General features: G+C 43.7%; 15 protein-coding genes. 5 read left to right on the top strand and 10 right to left on the bottom strand.

Annotation, left to right across the window (positions count from 1 at the left end; genetic code table 11):
* The first annotated feature begins 10 nt into the window (after positions 1-10).
* Positions 11-1,540, top strand: a complete 1,530-nt coding sequence (locus ACN0V2_RS11730; RefSeq protein ID WP_417551007.1) for a GNAT family N-acetyltransferase — start codon at positions 11-13, stop codon at positions 1,538-1,540.
* 24 nt (positions 1,541-1,564) lie between these two features.
* Here ACN0V2_RS11730 and ccoG read toward each other — a convergent pair whose 3' ends face one another.
* From ccoG to ACN0V2_RS11695, 7 genes are all read right to left on the bottom strand, one after another.
* Entirely contained in the window at positions 1,565-2,986 is a 1,422-nt protein-coding gene (ccoG, locus tag ACN0V2_RS11725) for a cytochrome c oxidase accessory protein CcoG (protein WP_417551006.1), read from the bottom strand.
* 16 nt (positions 2,987-3,002) lie between these two features.
* Positions 3,003-4,394 carry a PLP-dependent aminotransferase family protein gene (locus ACN0V2_RS11720; RefSeq protein ID WP_417551005.1) on the bottom strand — a complete coding sequence of 464 codons (1,392 nt, stop codon included), beginning with the start codon at positions 4,392-4,394 and terminating at the stop codon, positions 3,003-3,005.
* A gap of 237 nt (positions 4,395-4,631) precedes the next feature.
* A complete protein-coding gene (locus tag ACN0V2_RS11715) occupies positions 4,632-7,241 on the bottom strand; it encodes an EAL domain-containing protein (protein ID WP_417551004.1) in 2,610 nt (869 codons plus the stop codon).
* A gap of 60 nt (positions 7,242-7,301) precedes the next feature.
* Entirely contained in the window at positions 7,302-7,850 is a 549-nt protein-coding gene (gene thpR / locus ACN0V2_RS11710) for an RNA 2',3'-cyclic phosphodiesterase (protein WP_417551003.1), read from the bottom strand.
* Position 7,851: 1 nt separating this feature from the next.
* Positions 7,852-9,273, bottom strand: coding sequence for a diguanylate cyclase (locus tag ACN0V2_RS11705; protein ID WP_417551002.1), 1,422 nt, complete (start codon positions 9,271-9,273; stop codon positions 7,852-7,854).
* A 22-nt stretch (positions 9,274-9,295) separates the two neighbouring features.
* Positions 9,296-10,066, bottom strand: a complete 771-nt coding sequence (yaaA, locus tag ACN0V2_RS11700; RefSeq protein WP_417551001.1) for a peroxide stress protein YaaA — start codon at positions 10,064-10,066, stop codon at positions 9,296-9,298.
* A 28-nt stretch (positions 10,067-10,094) separates the two neighbouring features.
* Positions 10,095-10,460 (bottom strand): DUF4389 domain-containing protein, encoded by a 366-nt coding sequence (locus ACN0V2_RS11695; protein ID WP_417551000.1) that lies wholly within the window; start codon positions 10,458-10,460, stop codon positions 10,095-10,097.
* Between the two features lie 159 nt (positions 10,461-10,619).
* On the opposite strand from ACN0V2_RS11695, the gene ACN0V2_RS11690 reads away from it, so the two are divergent.
* The 3 genes from ACN0V2_RS11690 to ACN0V2_RS11680 all read left to right on the top strand — a co-directional run bounded on the left by ACN0V2_RS11690 (position 10,620) and on the right by ACN0V2_RS11680 (position 13,677).
* Positions 10,620-11,147, top strand: coding sequence for a TRAP transporter small permease subunit (locus tag ACN0V2_RS11690; protein ID WP_417550999.1), 528 nt, complete (start codon positions 10,620-10,622; stop codon positions 11,145-11,147).
* The gene (locus ACN0V2_RS11685; protein WP_417550998.1) at positions 11,147-12,451 is read left to right on the top strand and encodes a TRAP transporter large permease; all 1,305 of its coding nucleotides are present in this window, start codon (positions 11,147-11,149) and stop codon (positions 12,449-12,451) included. The genes ACN0V2_RS11690 and ACN0V2_RS11685 overlap by 1 nt, the downstream gene beginning before the upstream one ends.
* A gap of 122 nt (positions 12,452-12,573) precedes the next feature.
* Positions 12,574-13,677 (top strand): choice-of-anchor A family protein, encoded by a 1,104-nt coding sequence (locus ACN0V2_RS11680; protein WP_417550997.1) that lies wholly within the window; start codon positions 12,574-12,576, stop codon positions 13,675-13,677.
* 70 nt (positions 13,678-13,747) lie between these two features.
* On the opposite strand, the gene epmA is transcribed toward ACN0V2_RS11680, so the two are convergent.
* A complete protein-coding gene (gene epmA, locus ACN0V2_RS11675) occupies positions 13,748-14,713 on the bottom strand; it encodes an EF-P lysine aminoacylase EpmA (protein WP_417550996.1) in 966 nt (321 codons plus the stop codon).
* A 73-nt stretch (positions 14,714-14,786) separates the two neighbouring features.
* Positions 14,787-15,359: an elongation factor P gene (gene efp / locus ACN0V2_RS11670; protein WP_417550995.1), complete on the bottom strand. Its 573-nt coding sequence runs from the start codon at positions 15,357-15,359 to the stop codon at positions 14,787-14,789.
* 53 nt (positions 15,360-15,412) lie between these two features.
* Here efp and epmB point away from each other — a divergent pair, with 53 nt between their 5' ends.
* On the top strand, positions 15,413-16,420 hold the full coding sequence (epmB, locus tag ACN0V2_RS11665; RefSeq protein ID WP_417550994.1) for an EF-P beta-lysylation protein EpmB: 1,008 nt from the start codon (positions 15,413-15,415) through the stop codon (positions 16,418-16,420).
* On the opposite strand, the gene ACN0V2_RS11660 is transcribed toward epmB, so the two are convergent.
* Positions 16,410-17,585: a citrate synthase gene (locus ACN0V2_RS11660; RefSeq protein ID WP_417550993.1), complete on the bottom strand. Its 1,176-nt coding sequence runs from the start codon at positions 17,583-17,585 to the stop codon at positions 16,410-16,412. The genes epmB and ACN0V2_RS11660 overlap by 11 nt on opposite strands.
* Positions 17,586-17,704: the final 119 nt, after the last annotated feature.

The following is a 17,704-nucleotide window of genomic DNA, read 5'->3' as shown; positions in this document are numbered from 1 at the left end:
CGGAGCGTTTATGGCCCACGAAGAGCTGCATCTGAATTTACGTAATCTTACATTGGAGGATTACGATCAGCTCAAAAATCTGATGGATACCGTTTACAACGATATTGGGGGAGCTTGGCCTCAACCCACCATTGAAGGATTAATTACCCAGTTTAAAGATGGGCAAATTTGTATTGAAGACTCGGGGGAATTAATTGCCGTCGCGTTGACCGTCATGGTCAGCTACGAACGTTTCAGTAATCCGCACACTTACGATGATCTGATTCTGAGTAACGACAAAATCTGGCATAACGCGAATGGTGATTCGTTGTATGGCTTGGATGTATTTATCCACCCAGAATATCGTGGTTACCGATTGGGACGTCGTTTGTATGAGGCTCGTAAAGAATTATGTCGTTCGATGAATCTGCGGGCGATTCTCGCCGGCGGACGTATTCCAAACTACCATAAATTTGCCGACAAACTGTCACCTGCAGAATATATCGAGCAGGTCTCACGTAAGGAAATTTATGATCCCATTTTAACGTTTCAGCTTTCCAATGATTTTCAGGTCATGCGGCTGATGCATAAATATCTGCCAGAGGATGAAAAATCCCTTGGACACGCCACGTTATTGGATTGGAATAACATTCTTTACACGCCACCGTCCTCTGTATTGAACGTGAAAAAAACGCAGGTTCGATTAGGTGCTGTGCAATGGCAGATGCGTGAATTCACTTCAGTAGAAGAAGTGTTGAAACAAGTTGAATACTTTGTTGATGCGCTATCCGATTATAAAAGTGATTTTGCGCTGTTCCCGGAGTTTTTCAATGCGCCATTAATGGGCTTGACCGATCAAATGGATCAAACTCGGGCGATTCGTTTTCTGGCGAGCTTTACTGAGCAGTTTCGCGATGAAATGTCTGAAATGGCCGTCAGTTACAACATTAATATCATTACCGGCTCAATGCCGCTACTGGAAAATGATCGGGTCTACAATGTGTCTTACCTCTGCCATCGTGATGGTCGTGTCGAAGAACAACGTAAGATCCATATTACCCCGCATGAACGGCGTGACTGGGTCATTGAAGGTGGCAACAAATTCCAGGTATTTGAAACTGACGCTGGGCGTATTGCCATCATGATCTGTTACGACATTGAGTTTCCCGAACTCGGTCGTATCGCCGCGGATCAAGAAGTAGATATTATTTTTGTACCATTCTGGACCGATACCAAAAACAGTTATTTACGCGTTCGTCATTGCGCACGGGCTCGGGCGATTGAAAATGAATGTTATGTGGCTATTACCGGCAGTGTTGGTAACTTGCCCAAAGTAGAAAACCTGGATGTGCAATACGCGCAGTCCTCGGTGTTCTCCCCTTCAGACTTTGCTTTTCCACATGATGCGATCATGGCCGAAACCACGCCAAACAGCGAAATGATCATGTTCTCGGATCTGGATTTGGACAAACTCAAATTGGTGCGTAATGAAGGTGCGGTCACCAACTTGAAAAATCGTCGTGCCGATCTGTATGAACTGTTTATCAAACAGACCGACTAAACCGCTTTTATCGCACCCGTTTTATTACTCGGGTGCGATAAAAATCGTTTTATAACTGATATCTGATTCTGGTCCATCAATCACCTCAACGTTAAAGATAAGCGGGCTGATGCCACCTTTCAATTTGTCTTCGGCAACTCTTACCAAGGCCGTGATGCTCAGTACTTTAGCTGGTTCAATAATGTAGGTTTCATGAACACCGTGTAAGCTCGCGCCATCCAAACCTTCAATCTGATATCGCACTTCAATAGGTACATTTTGTTTGTTCAATAATTTCAAGCTATAACGGTTTTGAATCGAACCATCACTAAGCTGTACATATAATGGTTGGCGATCCGGTCTTACGCTGAAATCTGTTGCTGACAGCGATAAAAAACCATAGGCAATACCAGCCAGCGATGCCAGCAAGATCAAACTATAAATGACGACCCGTGGACGTTTGTATAAAGGCAATGGTTTGCTGTGACCTTGCAGCTCAGCATAAGAAGCGTAGCGAATCAAACCACGCGGTTCATTGATCTTATCCATCACCGAATCGCAAGCATCAATACACATACCACAGGTAATACAGCCTTCTTGCTGACCTTTACGGATATCGATACCGGTTGGGCAAACATTGACGCAAAGTTTGCAATCAATACAGCTGCCTTTACTTGGATCGGTCTGGCCTTTTTTCAGTTTGCCACGCGGTTCTCCCCGTTCAGCATCATAGGCAGGCAAAATCGTATTCTGGTCATACATCACACCCTGTAAACGTGCATACGGACACAACCAGAAACACACTTGTTCACGCATAAAACCAGCAAATACATAGGTAAATGTAGTAAAGATTGCCATCGCAATCCATACAGCAATATGCGCCTGTAAAGTGAATACATCACTCCACAACTCAAATGCATCAGTAAACCAGGCAGAAAAGGTCAAGCCGGTCAGCAAGGCAATCGCCATCCACAAGCTATGTTTACTGAATTTTTTCAGAACTTTTCCAACCGACCAAGGGGCTTGCTTGAAACGTAATTGCTTTTGGGGCGTGTCACCCTCAAATTTGGTTTCGATCCAGGTATAAATATCAGTCCACACGGTCTGAAAACAGAAATAACCACAGAAAACCCGTCCAGCCACACTGGTTACCGCTGCCAGTAAAATGGCAAAAAACAATAATGTCAGCGATAGCATCCAGATGTCCTGCGGAAAAATAGTCAGCTCGAAAAAATGAAACTGACGATTTGGGATATCTAGCAGCACGGCTTGTTCGCCATTCCAGCGAATGTATGGCACTAGAAAATAGAATAACCATACGGACATGCCAAACCATTTAAGCGTACGAAATCGACCCGACATACGTTTAGCGACAATTTTCTCGCCACCAGCATTCACATCCCAGTCGGCCATCTCCTCGTAGATGTCCCCATTTTTTTCCATAAAATGAATAGGTTGTTCAATCATTTTTTTGCCTCTGGGGTTAGATAATATGGTGAGAAGTGCTTGCTGGTTGAAGTAACAAGCCACGTAAAATAGTTAATGCCTGGGTCAAGCTTGAATGATCTGGTGACAGTCCCAATGACAATCTCACTGCCTGTCGTTGGTTATTACTAAAGCCAAAACTATTACAGGCAACTACTGATACGCCTAATACGGTAGCCTGTTCGGCAAATGCATTCGCCTGCCAACTACTGGGTAATTGCAACCATATATGATGGCCTTCTTGATGACTGTAAAAATCCATGCCCGCTAATAGTCGACTGGCAATCTGTTGACGCAGCCGATTTTCTTCGCGAATGGCTTCGGAAAAACGATTGATACGCCCATCATAAATCCAGCGAGACACCAAAGCGGCCATTAAGGGTGAGGCCATAACACTGATGGCCCGTAATACATTGGCCAAACCCAACGCTTTTGAGTTATCAGGCGCGATGACATAGGCTAAGCGCAATGCAGGAGTGATACATTTTGAAAGGGTACGCACATACCAGGTGCGATCAGCTGCTAAATCAACTAAGGCTTTAATAGGCTGAGTTTGCAGTGGCGAATAGGGATCATCCTCAATAATGCTGATGTCATATTCATTGGCGATAGCCACAATTTGCTGACGGCGGGTTAACAACATCGTAGCGGTGGTTGGATTGTCCATTGTCGGCACTAAATAGATTGCCTTCAGTTTCTGTTCTCGACATGCCTGTTCAAAGGAATCCGGCAGCACACCCTGTTGATCCATGCTTAATGGTTGTAATGTTAACTGTAGTTGTTCAGCCGCCGATTTCAAACCAGGATACACAAATTCTCCGCAGGCAATGGTATCGCCTTGGGTCGTCATACATTGCAAAATGGCATATAACGCCGCTTGAGCACCACCGGTAATCAAGGTGCGTTCAGTGGTGACGTTGGCGATAGTTTGGCCCAGCCAAGCCGCTGCAGCACTACGATCATGCGGATTTCCGGCACTGTCTTGATAATGTAATTGCAACACCCGATCTGCACTAGAAATCAGTTGAGCGATGCCTTGTGGAATATGTTGCTGTAACCCCGCCGACTCAGGTTGTGGTGGATTATTCATGCTCAGATCCAGCAATGGCCGAGCACCGGATATATGGGAAATAAGTTTGCTTTCCACATGGTGTCGTACAAAACTGCCACGACCCGTTGCAGCATCAATCAATCCGCGTCTACGGGCTTCATTAAATGCCCGGGTGACTGTTGTCAGATCCACATTTAATGCTTCAGCCACAGCGCGCTGTGATGGCAAACGGTCACCCGCTTTAACATAACCGGAATAGATGTCAGCTTCTAATGCTTCAACAATGCCAAGATACTTGGATTTGGCATCAGCTTCGATTCGGGCTTTCCACAAACGCATGGTCGAGTTCCTATGAACATATACAGCCACACGCTAGGCAGTTTTCCCGACAAAAACAAGCTTATTTGCATACAAAAACCAACAATGTATGGGTTGTTTTGGCGCTAATTACATATTGTATGGAAATATAGTGTTTAACCAGCTGGATTATGAGAAAAACCCATACAATTATTTACAACAAAGCCATTGGCTTTAAACTTTTTAAGGTTTATTTGCGCAGGTTACGCGGGAGAATATTTAGGATATTTTATGTGTTAAGCGGCTTTGAGAAATCCGTTGCTGCCATTCAGCCACAGGAGCTGGCTTGCCAAAATAGTAACCCTGATAAACATGGCAACCAAACTTCTCTAACAAAGCCGCCTGCTCAGCGGTTTCCACACCTTCGGCGATAACCGCTAAATCCAGACTTTGTCCCAAGGCAATAATGGTGCTGACAATGGCTTCATCATTAGCATCAGTTAATACATCACGCACAAATGACTGATCGATTTTCAATTTGTTTAAAGGCAATAATTTTAAGTAGCTTAATGACGCATAACCGGTACCAAAGTCATCCAGTGCAAAGCGTAAGCCGCGTTGACGTAACGTATTCATCCGCTCAATGGTGAGATCAATATCTTCAATCAATAAACTTTCAGTCACTTCAAGTTCCAAATGACTCGGGTCCACACCAAACTCTTTAATACAACTGTCGATGTGCTCAATAAATTGCAAATGGCGGAATTGTCTGGGACTGATATTGACCGATAACGTTATATTTTCCATTCCCGCTACCGTCGACCACTCTGCCAATATCTGGCAGGCTTTTCTCAATACCCAAGCCCCCAAAGGAATGATCAAGCCACTCGATTCGGCCACAGGAATAAAGTCTGCAGGTGAAATAAACCCTTCCTCGGGATCCTGCCAGCGTAATAAAGCTTCCATACCGACATATTGCTGATCACTACTGATTTGAGGTTGCACATGCAATTCAAGTTGATGCAGGGAAATGGCATCTCTTAGTTTGCGTTCCAATTGGCTGCGTCGGTTCACTTCTTTCTGCATCACTGGGTCAAAAAATTTCAGACTATTTCGTCCCGAGGTTTTAGCGCGGTATAAGGCCATATCGGCATCTTGTAACAGACGTTCAACATCTCCTTCAGCATCTGAAAACAGAGCGATCCCCACACTGGCTGAAGCTATGTATTGAGTCTGGTCGAGCACAAAAGGCAACACAAAATCTTGCAGGATTTCTTCAGCAAATTGCTGAGCAAGTGTTTCAACTTGTTGGCGATCTGTTCCCATATTGGGTTTGACGATAACAAATTCATCCGAGCCTAATCTGGCGGCTAAATCCTGAGCGATCAACCTTGATTGAAGGCGTTTGGAAACCGCTTGTAATAATAGGTCTCCAGCATGATGCCCTAATGTGTCGTTAAGTGTTTTGAAAGAGTCCAGATCAATAATCAATAGGGCGCCTTCATTATTCGATTGGCGACTTTCAGCCAGTGAATCCTCAAGAAACTCCATTAATAATCGTCGATTAGCTAAACCTGTCAGCGAATCATATAACGCCAGTTTACGAAGCTGCTTTTGAATCAGCAGGTAATCAGTGATATCGGTAGAAATACCACATAAGGCGTAAATACTACCGTCCTCTTGGCGTAAAGGGAGTTTGACCGATAAAAAGGTTTGGGGTTTATCCGACCCCAGCACTGTATTGATTTCTTCTTCAACAATACGTTCCCCATTTTTAATCACCCGTAAATCATGTTCTCTAAGTGTTTTACAGGTATCTCGATCAAACAATATTTCATCCGTTTTACCCAGTATGTCTTTTTCATCTAAGCCAGCCAGCTTGCAAACATTTTTATTTACATACTGGTAGCGTAATTGTAGATCCTTGATATAAATATGAGCATCAACACTGTCTAAAATCACATCAAGATTTTGCTGGGTTTGACGCAGGGAAATATTTTTTTCATGAAAGCGGCGGCGCATCAATAGTGAAAATAGAACAGCACTGACAAATCCCACTATCAAAGCAATCAATAACCACCACAGTTCTTTAGGAATGGTCGTCTTGGTCGCCGCACTGTTCCATTTTTGTAACACACTAAAGTAAGGCGAATCTGCGTCTGCTTGCCAATTCTGTAAATGTTTATCTAATGCAATTAGTACCTCGCCGTTTTGCCCCTTAGGCGTGGCAAAATATAAACGACTTGGTTGGAAAACAACCGGGGTAGGTTTTAAATTGAGTTCAGCGGCTTTCAGTTCGCTGATAAAATTATTTGCCGTAACTGCATCTGCAAGGCCTTCCGTTAACGCAGCAAAAGCGGCTTGTTGTGTGTCAACCATCACAAAGGTGACATCAATATTGAAATTCTCAGCTAGCTGACGCAAATAATCGTATTGAATTGAACCACGCAGTAAAGCTAATCGTTTGCCGTCCAACTCCAATAAACTGCTTAGATTGTAGTCACGTTTAACATAAATCTGTGACCAGCTAAGCAGTGCAGCAGTGGAATGAAAATCATATAGCTCGCTTCTTTCCGGACTCGCTGCCACATCCGGCAACAAATCAATTTCTCCATTGGCCAGCTGCTCTAAACATTCATTCCAATAGCAAGGCACGGCAATCAATTGCCAGTTTTCCTGTTCAGCAATCAGTTGCAGGATATCGCCTAAAATGCCACTGACTTGCCCATCTGAATCTGTTACCAGTTTGGGTGGATTCTCATAGACACCTACCCGCAACGTCGTGGTTTCAGCCGATAATTTTCCACTGGTTAGCAATACTGATAACAGTATTAATAGCGAGTTTAAATTGATGGGATTGGCTTTTGAAATCATTAAATGGATAGCCATCAGAAGAGAATTACATTTATAACAGATTTGCACTGATCGCTTTGACCAGAATTTAACAAATCAATCAGTGGTTATTGGCCAATGCATCATGGGTTGATATTGTGGCCCTTGTTCCGTTGACACTGATTTCATTAATACCAGCTCTTCCGCTTTAAACCTGACTGGGGCAATAGGTACTGATACCGCTTCACTGACTTTTCTCGCTAGCGTGATATGAGGTTGGTAAGGTTGTTCATCAACCTTTATTTTGGCCTCACTAGCAAGGGATTGAAGATTGTTTACTAACGAAAATAATTCAGCGCTGGGCGCACGGCTGGTCAAACATAATATTTTTGGTGCGGCCCAGTAGGAAACATGATCAAACTGCATGGGGATTGCCGACCAGCGTAATGATTCAGTTTGTTTTACCAAATTGTTGATTTGCTGCTGATCCAATTGTCCCAGGAATAACAGTGTCTGATGAAGGTTGGCAGTGGTTTGTAACTTTATAGAGTGATCTTCCGGCAGCCGTTTCATTATATTTTGAATCTGCATCCGGGAATGTAAATCTGGAGACAAGGCAAAAAAATATCTGCCGGGCGTTAACGCATTTGTTAGTTTTGAACTCATATTAATCAGACTCCGCCAATACAATCTGATTGCGACCATTGTTCTTGGCAAGATACAAAGCGTCGTCAGCGCGTTTTATCGTATCACCAATAGTTTCGCCATGCCTGTATTCACTAATGCCAAAACTCGCTGTTATCTGCAGGCCCGCTGTAAAAACGTAAGTTTGCATACTAAGACGCACCTGCTCTGCCACTTTAAACGCACCATTTTGTGGGGTTTGTGAGCATAGGATCAGAAATTCCTCTCCACCCCATCGACCTATTAGATCATTTTCACGCAGCATCGTATTCAACAGTGAAGCAAACTCTCGGATAACCTGATCCCCCACATCATGCCCATGCTCATCGTTAATCGTTTTAAAAAAATCAATATCTAACATGATTAACGAGAACACCTGTTGGGTTTGGCTGACTGCATCCATTTCAATATCAAAACGCTGATGTAAGGCGTAACGATTAGCTAAGCCGGTCAAATGGTCATGCTGAGAAATTTGTTCCAACTGCGTATTTAAGTGAAGTAAATTTCGATTATGGTGATGTATTTTCTTATAGCGATAAATTAACACCATCAATATAAGCACTACGGCACTAAATAAAATCCAGAATAAAGTCTTATCTTCGGGTTGTGGGTAATCTAATGATAACCAGTTTTTCAACACTCGCTGACGTTCCAGATCTGTGGTATCAGCAATAACCTTGTTAAAAATTCCCAGTAACTGCGGTTCCTGGGTACTTACTCCCACTGACATCGCATATTGTAAATCCAGTACACCACTGATTTTCAGGTGTGCTATTCCCCAACGTAACATCTGAAAATTAATCGTCGGAACGGTATCAATGAATCCATAAACTTGTCCGGTTTCGACTAGTTTTAGACCTTCTCTAGAAGACTTAACTGCGTCTATTTTGATATCTGGGTAACGCTCACGCAGCATTTCCATGCCGGCATAGCCCTCCACCATCACAAAATCATGCTCCAGAATTTGTTCAAACTTCACTACAAATTCATGATCGGGTTGAGTAGCAATTGCCAGTGGATAAAAAATATAAGGTGTGGTGACATTCAGCCAGTCACGGCGACTCGGCACATCCATGGCGCTGGATAGAACATCGCATCCGCCATTTTCCATTAACTTTAAAGACTGTTCCCAGCTAGTGCTATTAACCAGTTTAATTGGCGTATTGATTTTGTCGGACCATAAAGCAAAAAAATCTGACATGATGCCAGTGAACTCACCATTTTCATCAATCCCTTCATATGGCAACCAGTCAGGATCAGTGCACAACTTAATGATTTGTTTTTCTGCAAGATAGTCTTGCTCGGCTTGACTTAGCAACACTTCAGCTTTAACAGAATGTGCAGCCAACAATCCCACGAACATCAGCATACGGAAGAGAATTCGATTGACCGTCCGTGGCTTCATTGTCGTTGTTAACCCGACTTAATTAAGCATGATCACGGATAAAGACCCAATCATTTTTTTGACTCATTTCATCACTATATCGATAGCCTTCCGAGTCAAATTGTTTGAGTTTTTCCGGTGAATTTATTTGTTGATCAATAATGTAGCGGCTCATCAGTCCTCGCGCTTTTTTAGCGTAAAAACTGATCATTTTATACTGACCGTTTTTCCAGTCTTTAAAGATTGGCGTAATAATAGTCGCCTTAAGTTTTTTTGCATTAACCGCCTTAAAGTATTCATTTGACGCCAAATTAATCAATACACCATCTTTTAAAGCAGGTTCGGCTTCCAATGATTTCTGCAATTGATCACCCCAAAAACTATAAAGGTCTCTGCCTGCATCATTTTGAAACGAAGTACCCATTTCCAGGCGATAAGGTTGCATTAAATCTAATGGTCGTAATACACCATATAAACCAGACAACACCCTTAAATGTTGCTGTGCAAAATCTAAGTCTTTGTCATCTAAGGTTTCTGCATTTAGCCCTGTATAAACATCCCCTTTAAACGCCAGAATTGCTTGTTTAGCATTTTTATCCGTAAACGGTATTTGCCATTGTTGAAACCGAGCCATATTTAGGCCAGCAAGCTTGTCACTAATCTTCATCAAACTAGCTATTTCCTGAGAGGAAAGCTTTTTTAATTGATCGATCAGTTGTTGTGACTGCGAGAGAAAGCGTGGTTCAGTAAATTTATTGCTATGCGAAGGCGTATCAAAATCGAGCGTCTTTGCAGGAGAGATTACAGTGAGCATAAGAAATTTAAGGTTCCTTTAGTCCGTTTTATGGTTTAGGAGAGTTGGGATCATCCCGGTCAGTGATGTCTTCATAATCTGCTATATAGTCATCGTTATCATACACGGCTTCAACCTCCACCTCGTCGTATAAAGGATTGAAGGGGAAAGGTTTTTTATCGTCATTGTAAGTCAGAAATAAAACGATTTGCTGTATAAATTGAGCAAGATCTTTTGAAAAGCCACGAATCGATTCATTGGCGCTGCCACTGAATAATGCAAAAACAAATTGCACAATGACCACAATGGCTAATACTGACATTGTTAGATACAGCACAAAGCCATAAAGCAACATATACAACAAACGTATCAGTTGGTTTTTTTCATTACTATCTTTAAGCTCTGTGTTATCCATATCATTTCTCCTGATTATTGATAGGTTAATGTCACTTTACCACTTCCGTTAGCTGTTGCGGATAGTTGAACAATAAATTTCATTTATGCAGTGAATTACTGGAGCTAACAGCGGGTTTGTGGGAAACTTCAACGTTTATTTAGTTGATGACAGACTACCATGGACCGATTCTTTGCCTCGTTAGAAACATCGATAAACCGTTTCACTGAATACACTGGCAAACTCAGTAGCTGGTTAGTATTACTGCTGGTGTTACTCACCTGCTACGACGTGATGATGCGTTATCTGTTTCAACAAGGCTCAGTCGGTTTACAAGAATTAGAATGGCATATTTTTGCGTTGATATTTCTCCTCGGCAGCGCTTATACATTGAAGCATGATGGTCATGTACGGGTGGATATTCTTTATCGTAGTCACAGGCTCTCTGATAATCATCGCGCCTGGATAGATGTCATTGGCATAGTGCTATTTCTCATGCCTTTTTGTGTGCTGATCCTGATCAGCAGTTGGCCATTTGCTTACAACGCCTATTTATATCAGGAAGGCTCACCAGATCCGGGTGGTCTACCCTATCGCTTTATTCTCAAATCAGCCTTGTTACTGGGATTCATTTTGTTAATGATCCAGGCCATTGCTGAGTTAATTCGTAATATCCGCATCATTCGCCATCAGCAGGAACAAGAATAATGGAATATATGGCGTTATTGATGTTTGGCTTGTTAATCCTGTTATTGCTTACCGGCTATCCGGTGGCCTTTGTTTTAGGCGCTATCTCGTTATTATTTGGCAGCATTTATTTAGGGTTTGATTTCTTCCAGTTATTACCGTTTCGCATCTGGGGCATCATGACCAACTTCACTTTGTTGGCTGTGCCGCTGTTTGTATTTATGGGCGTAGTACTGGAAAAGTCCGGCGTTGCAGAACAGCTGCTCGATACTATGGGACGGGTATTTGGCCGTATTCGCGGAGGTCTGGCTATTTCTGTTGTCATGGTGGGTGCTTTGTTAGCCGCTACCACCGGGGTGGTAGGTGCATCAGTGGTCACCATGACCGTCATTGCTTTACCTTCCATGCTGAAACGTGGCTATGCTCCCTCATTAGCCAGTGGCACCATTGCGGCTTCCGGCACCTTGGGGCAAATCATTCCACCCAGCATTATTTTGATTTTATTGGGTGATGTTATTGGTGTGCCGGTAGGTGAGTTATTTATCGGTGCCGTAGTGCCAGGCATACTGCTGATTGTGGCTTACATACTTTATATAGGTTATGTGGCATGGCGTCATCCACATCTGGCCCCGGCGGTACAAGCTGACAACTCTGAGCTGGCAGCACTGTGGATTAGTGTTTTAAAAAGTCTCTTGCCACCGTTACTGCTTATCATCGCGGTATTAGGTTCGATTTTTTATGGCATCGCCTCACCGACCGAATCAGCTGCAGTGGGAGCATTAGGCGCATTAATTCTGGCTGCTCTGCATCGTCGCTTAACCATGCCGAATCTACGAGATGCCATGCAAAAAACCGCACAGCTGACCAGCATGGTGTTTTTAATCTTTATCGGGGCCACTGCGTTTGGTCTAGTATTTGTTGGTATGGGGGGAGATGGTCTGATTCTGGATATTTTTTCTGGCCTGCCGGGTGGCAAATGGACGTTTCTGATTATCAGCATGCTGTTGATTTTTGTATTGGGCTTTTTTCTCGACTTTATCGAGATATGTTTTATCGTTGTGCCAATCATCGCCCCGGTGGCGATTCATTTAGGTATTGATCCATTATGGTTTGCCTTGTTGATTGCAATTAATCTGCAAACCTCGTTTCTCACACCACCATTTGGCTTTTCGTTGTTCTATCTCAAAGCCAGTGCACCGCCTACCTTGAAACTAATGGATATCTATAAAGGCATCACACCATTTGTTGCTATTCAGCTGGTGGTATTGGCATTGATCATAAATTTCCCGGTACTGACACTTTGGCTGCCCAACCTGATGGCTTAATTGGCGCATTTCAGTCCATATGAAACTTAATTGCGGATACTGTACCAACGTACAGTTGTTATTTATGTTGGATACAAATAATATTCAGAAAACTTCATGTATAAAATAAAGGAATAAGTCAAGTGCATGTATCTAAATTCACGCTCGCCGGTCTCTTATTTTTAAGCTTTGCCCAGTTGGCAAATGCTGGGCCGGTTGATGCAACTTCACTGCTCAACCAATATAACCTCATCACCTCTGGCAATGTCACCAGCACCTCAGAAGTCGAAGGCAACGCACTTATCGGCGGAAATGTGAATGGTGGTATGTATAACATGCATCAGACCTCAAATGAGGTCGTCCCAGCGCTGACCGTCGGTGGTAATGTAACTGGCAACGTTATTACCAAAGGCAAGGGTTTGAATGTTGGCGGCAACATTGCTGGTAGCGTGACCATGAACGATGGTGGAGATGCTTTTGTCGGCTCGGTATCAGGTTCATTACAAAATAATGCCAACGGTAACGGATCGTCTTCTGTTATTGGTAATATCTCGGGTTCTGTAAACACCAATGGTGGTAACACGACTTATGGCGGTAGCCTGACTGGTTCAGCAAATGCCAACGGTGGTGGAACCCTATCCAACCAACCTGTTACGGCACCTTTCAATCCAGGTACTGAAGCATCAAATGCCATGACGGTATTAAGCGACTTTTCTAACCAATTATCTGGTCTCGACGCAAACAGTGGCTATACCATTAATGGTGGTAAAGTCAGTTTTAATGCGGTTGGCAACGACTCTGGTCTTGCCATCTTCAATATCACCGATGCGAAAAGCTTTTTTGACGGTGCCTTTGAGTTTGATTTCAGCATGACCAACACGCAAAGCATTCTGTTTAATGTGTTTGGTGGTGACAATACAGTATTTGATATCAAGGCTAACTTTCTGGCCAGTGCCGCGACCATCTACGGTTCAATGTTTTTATGGAATTTTGTCGATGCTACTGTGCTGAATCTGGCCAGCCAATTTGGTGGCAGCATTCTGGCTCTGAATGCGGATGTGACTAATAACAACAATATTGAAGGTACACTGGTTGCTAAAAACTTGACGCAATACGGTGAAATTCACTCTCAACCATCCAATTTTGTACCACCAACAGAAGTACCTGTTCCTGCTGCTCTACCTTTGTTATTGAGTGGTTTGATCGGCTTTTTCGCGATGCGTCGCAACCGCAAAAAATCACTTTAATTACGTTATAAAACTAAAAAGCCACCAACGACATCGTTGGTGGCTTTTTTATTTGACTAAAACTGTCGTCTCAGCTTTCAGTAAAAGCAATACTTTGCACTTGGCTGATATTGTCTACGCTCATATGCAGCATCATTAAACGATCCAATCCTAAGGCCACGCCGCTACATTGAGGTAAACCAGATTGCATGGCAGCGAGCAGATTTTCATCTATCGGCATTTGTGGTTTGCCTTGTTGCTGACGCAATTGATTATCCTGCTCGAAGCGTAGTCTTAACTCAGTTGCATCACACAATTCGTCATAACCATTGGCCAGTTCCATTCCACCAGCATACAACTCAAATCGTCTAGCAACCTGATGTCCTTCAGCATTCATTTCGATTTTCGCCAACTGTGCCTGAGAAGCAGGAAACTCTGTAACCATCACTGGCATTTCTAAAGCCTTAAGTTGTGGCTCAATCACTTCACTCATTAGCATTTCCAGCCAGCCATCACGATCCGTTTGCCAATCAGCGGTGAGCCCGGCAATTCGCTCTAAAGCGAGTTGTTTAAGCGTTTCATCATCGGTCTGATAAATATCCAGCTGCAGATATTGCAAGAATAAATCACGATAGGGAAAGATGACTGCAGCAGGTAAGCCAATCACTTGTTGCATCAAGGCATCGACTTCCGCCATTAACTCACTTAGCGAAAACCCCGGTCGATACCACTCCAACATGGAAAACTCAGGAGTATGTTGTCGACCCAACTCGCCATTACGAAACACCGTAGCTATCTGATAAATTGCACCACTACCGGCTGCCAGCAAGCGTTTCATCGCAAATTCAGGTGAGGTGTGCAGATAAAGAGTTTTGGAATCATTTCCCGCCGAAAACTGGGTAGAAAAACTGTCTAGATAAGGTGCAGTTGGCGCCGCTGCAGACAGGATTGGTGTGCTGACTTCCAGCACATCGCGAACCGAAAAAAAACGGCGGACATTCGCTAATAGCTCTGCCCGCCGTTTTAATACACTTTGTAATCGTCCATTTTGAAGCATTATTCAGACTTAGAGTTTAAGCGATGTAAGCTTGCTACATGCACGACTAAAAACACAAAAACTGATAATAATTTTAATCTTTTTTAGCACGTTCGACGTAAGATGCTGAACGAGTATCAACCCGTAACACTTCACCGATTTCGATAAATAAAGGTACACGTACAACTGCACCAGTTTCTAAGGTTGCCGGTTTACCACCGCCACCTGAAGTATCACCACGTACACCTGGATCGGTTTCTACAACCGCTAAGTTCACAAAGTTAGGCGGTGTGACCAGCAATGGTGTGCCGTTCCACAAAGTAACTGTGTAAGTGTATTGTTCTTTGAGCCAGTCTTTACTTTCGGTAATGGCATTGGCATCAGCAGCATATTGTTCAAAGCTGGTCGGATCCATAAAGTGCCAGAACTCGCCGTCTGAGTAGGAAAATTCCAAATCCATTTCAACCACATCGGCGCTTTCAACGGATTCGTTGGTCTTAAATGTCCGTTCGTTCACGCGGCCAGTTTTCAGATTACGGAATTTTACGCGGTTAAATGCCTGCCCTTTACCCGGTTTAACAAATTCATTTTCGATGATGCTGCAGGGATCGCCATCCATCATGAATTTCAGTCCGGCTTTAAACTCATTTGTACTATAACTTGCCATGCTTACCTCTTTTGGGGGACGATCGTCGCCTGTTCACAAAATCAAAGCCCACTATGATACCGCAATCGCAAGCTGACGTAATCTTTGCTGATTGGCAAGATGAATTAAGTCATGCCGTTAAAAACCCTTCCCTATTGCTGAAAATGCTGGGGCTGGAAGATCGATTGCTGGCAATTGATGCCGAGAGCTTAAAAAACTTTCCGCTGAGGGTGACGCAAAGTTATATCAATAAAATGCATTATGGAGATGTCAGCGATCCCTTGTTGCGTCAGGTCTTTCCGCTGATTGATGAAAATATTGAGGTAGAAGGTTTTTCAGCAGATCCCGTAGGAGATCATCTGGCGATCAGTTCGCCCGGTATTTTGCATAAATATCAGGGACGGGCGTTATTACTGACAACCGGTGCCTGTGCCATTCATTGCCGTTACTGTTTTCGTCGACATTTCCCTTATAGCGAGAGCAATCCATTAGCCAGTCAATGGCAACAATCGATTGCTGCACTACAAAAAGATAACAGTATTCGTGAAGTGATTTTCAGTGGCGGCGATCCATTGGCCTTAACCGATACAAAATTAGCGGCCATGGTGGAAGACCTGCAGAAAATCCTGCATATCAAACGGTTGCGAATTCATACACGGCTGCCATTAGTGCTGCCAAAACGGATTAGCAAAAGCTTATTAAACTGGATCAGCGCCTCTTCCTTACGGGTGGTGATGGTCATTCATGCCAATCATGCCAATGAAATTGATGCTGAAACTGCTGAGGCACTATTACAGTTACGTAATGCCGGATGTGAGTTATTGAACCAAGCTGTGTTGTTACGCGGGGTCAATGATGATGCGGACAGTTTAGTCGCGCTAAGCGAAAGGTTGAGCGAGGTTCAGGTAGTGCCTTATTACCTGCATTTGCTCGATAAAGTAAAAGGCGCCAGTCATTTTGATGTGTCTGAACAGCAAGGAAAAGAACTCATTGCTGCCATACGCCGCGAATTACCTGGCTACCTTGTGCCGCGCCTGGTGCGCGAGCAACAAGGTGAAGCAAGTAAAACTATTATTGCTTAGGCACTTTTTTCCGTTCAGACATCGGGATATATTCTCGCTGTTCATGGCCGACATAAATCTGTGTTGGACGATAAATACGGTTATTGGAAATCTGCTCACGCCAATGTGCCAGCCAGCCCGCTGAGCGTGCTACTGCAAACAAGGCGGTGAATTGATCTTCGGGAATGCCCATTTCTGAGTAAAGAATACCGGAATAGAAATCCACATTCGGATACACACCTTTATGCCCCAAACGATCCACACAGACTTCTTCCAGTTTCATTGCGGTGGCAAACATTTTATCCAATGAACCGCCACGTTCTTCTACCAGTTTGGTTACCAATTTGTGCAGGATCGTGGCACGCGGGTCTTTGACCTTATATTCCCTATGGCCCATGCCCCAGATAACTTCTTTGTTAGCCAGTTTCTTATCGACCCAGGCTTCAACATTTTCAGGGGAACCGATTTCCTGCAACATTCCCACAACCCGTTGATTGGCTCCGCCATGCAATGGACCTGACAGCGTTCCAATCGCCGCCGAAATAACACTATAAGGCGATGCTAATGTTGAACCGGCAACCAAGGCTGCAAAAGTGGAGGCATTCAAGGTATGTTCAGCATGCAGGATCAGACAAACGTCCATAATACGTGCCATCAGGCTGTCCGGTTCTTTACCGGTAAACATATACAACAGATTTTCGGCCACGGATAAATCATCACGTGGATTGATCGGATCATAGCCTTGGCGCATGTGCTCCCACATCGCGACCAAAGGCGCCATCTGCGCAATAATGTTGACCGTCATATTGCGGACATAGTCGATATCTTTACAACTATCAGCATCGGTGAGACATTCTGTGCCTGGATAAAACATCCCCAAACTGCAAACAGCGGTTTGCAACATGTCCATCGGATGACCGGTATGCGGGAAATGACGCATCATTTCGCGAATATGATATTTGATACGATAACTGCTGCGCAGCTGTTTGGAAAACCGATTTAAAGCAGCTTTAGTAGGCAATTCGCCATCGAGTAGCAATAGCGTGGTTTCTTCAAAAGTACTATTGGTCGCCAATGTTTCCAGTGGATAACCACGGTAACTAAGGATGCCTTTTTCGCCATCAATAAAAGAAATGGCTGACTTCGTGGCAGGCACACCTTCCAGGCCGGGTAAAAAATCGCTCATCTACTACCTCGTGTTTAAATCCAGCTGGTGGAGTTATTGAAATTGGGGGTCATTATACTGCAATGGGCAAAGTCCGAAACCCTGCGCCATCGGTACTAAGTGTCTTGATTAACCTAATG

Origin of the sequence: Methylophaga sp. (assembly GCF_048266885.1) — a bacterium.
Lineage (GTDB): Bacteria > Pseudomonadota > Gammaproteobacteria > Nitrosococcales > Methylophagaceae > Methylophaga.
The sequence above is the reverse complement of the archived record's forward strand: the minus strand, read 5'-3'. Positions and strand labels throughout refer to the sequence as shown.

Coding starts and splice junctions, on each gene's coding strand:
- ACN0V2_RS11730 (WP_417551007.1), top strand. CDS start 11: ATGGCCCACGAAGAGCTGCATCTGAATTTACGTAATCTTACATTGGAG.
- ccoG (WP_417551006.1), bottom strand. CDS start 2,986: ATGATTGAACAACCTATTCATTTTATGGAAAAAAATGGGGACATCTAC.
- ACN0V2_RS11720 (WP_417551005.1), bottom strand. CDS start 4,394: ATGCGTTTGTGGAAAGCCCGAATCGAAGCTGATGCCAAATCCAAGTAT.
- ACN0V2_RS11715 (WP_417551004.1), bottom strand. CDS start 7,241: ATGGCTATCCATTTAATGATTTCAAAAGCCAATCCCATCAATTTAAAC.
- thpR (WP_417551003.1), bottom strand. CDS start 7,850: ATGAGTTCAAAACTAACAAATGCGTTAACGCCCGGCAGATATTTTTTT.
- ACN0V2_RS11705 (WP_417551002.1), bottom strand. CDS start 9,273: ATGAAGCCACGGACGGTCAATCGAATTCTCTTCCGTATGCTGATGTTC.
- yaaA (WP_417551001.1), bottom strand. CDS start 10,066: ATGCTCACTGTAATCTCTCCTGCAAAGACGCTCGATTTTGATACGCCT.
- ACN0V2_RS11695 (WP_417551000.1), bottom strand. CDS start 10,460: ATGGATAACACAGAGCTTAAAGATAGTAATGAAAAAAACCAACTGATA.
- ACN0V2_RS11690 (WP_417550999.1), top strand. CDS start 10,620: ATGGACCGATTCTTTGCCTCGTTAGAAACATCGATAAACCGTTTCACT.
- ACN0V2_RS11685 (WP_417550998.1), top strand. CDS start 11,147: ATGGAATATATGGCGTTATTGATGTTTGGCTTGTTAATCCTGTTATTG.
- epmA (WP_417550996.1), bottom strand. CDS start 14,713: ATGCTTCAAAATGGACGATTACAAAGTGTATTAAAACGGCGGGCAGAG.
- efp (WP_417550995.1), bottom strand. CDS start 15,359: ATGGCAAGTTATAGTACAAATGAGTTTAAAGCCGGACTGAAATTCATG.
- epmB (WP_417550994.1), top strand. CDS start 15,413: ATGATACCGCAATCGCAAGCTGACGTAATCTTTGCTGATTGGCAAGAT.
- ACN0V2_RS11660 (WP_417550993.1), bottom strand. CDS start 17,585: ATGAGCGATTTTTTACCCGGCCTGGAAGGTGTGCCTGCCACGAAGTCA.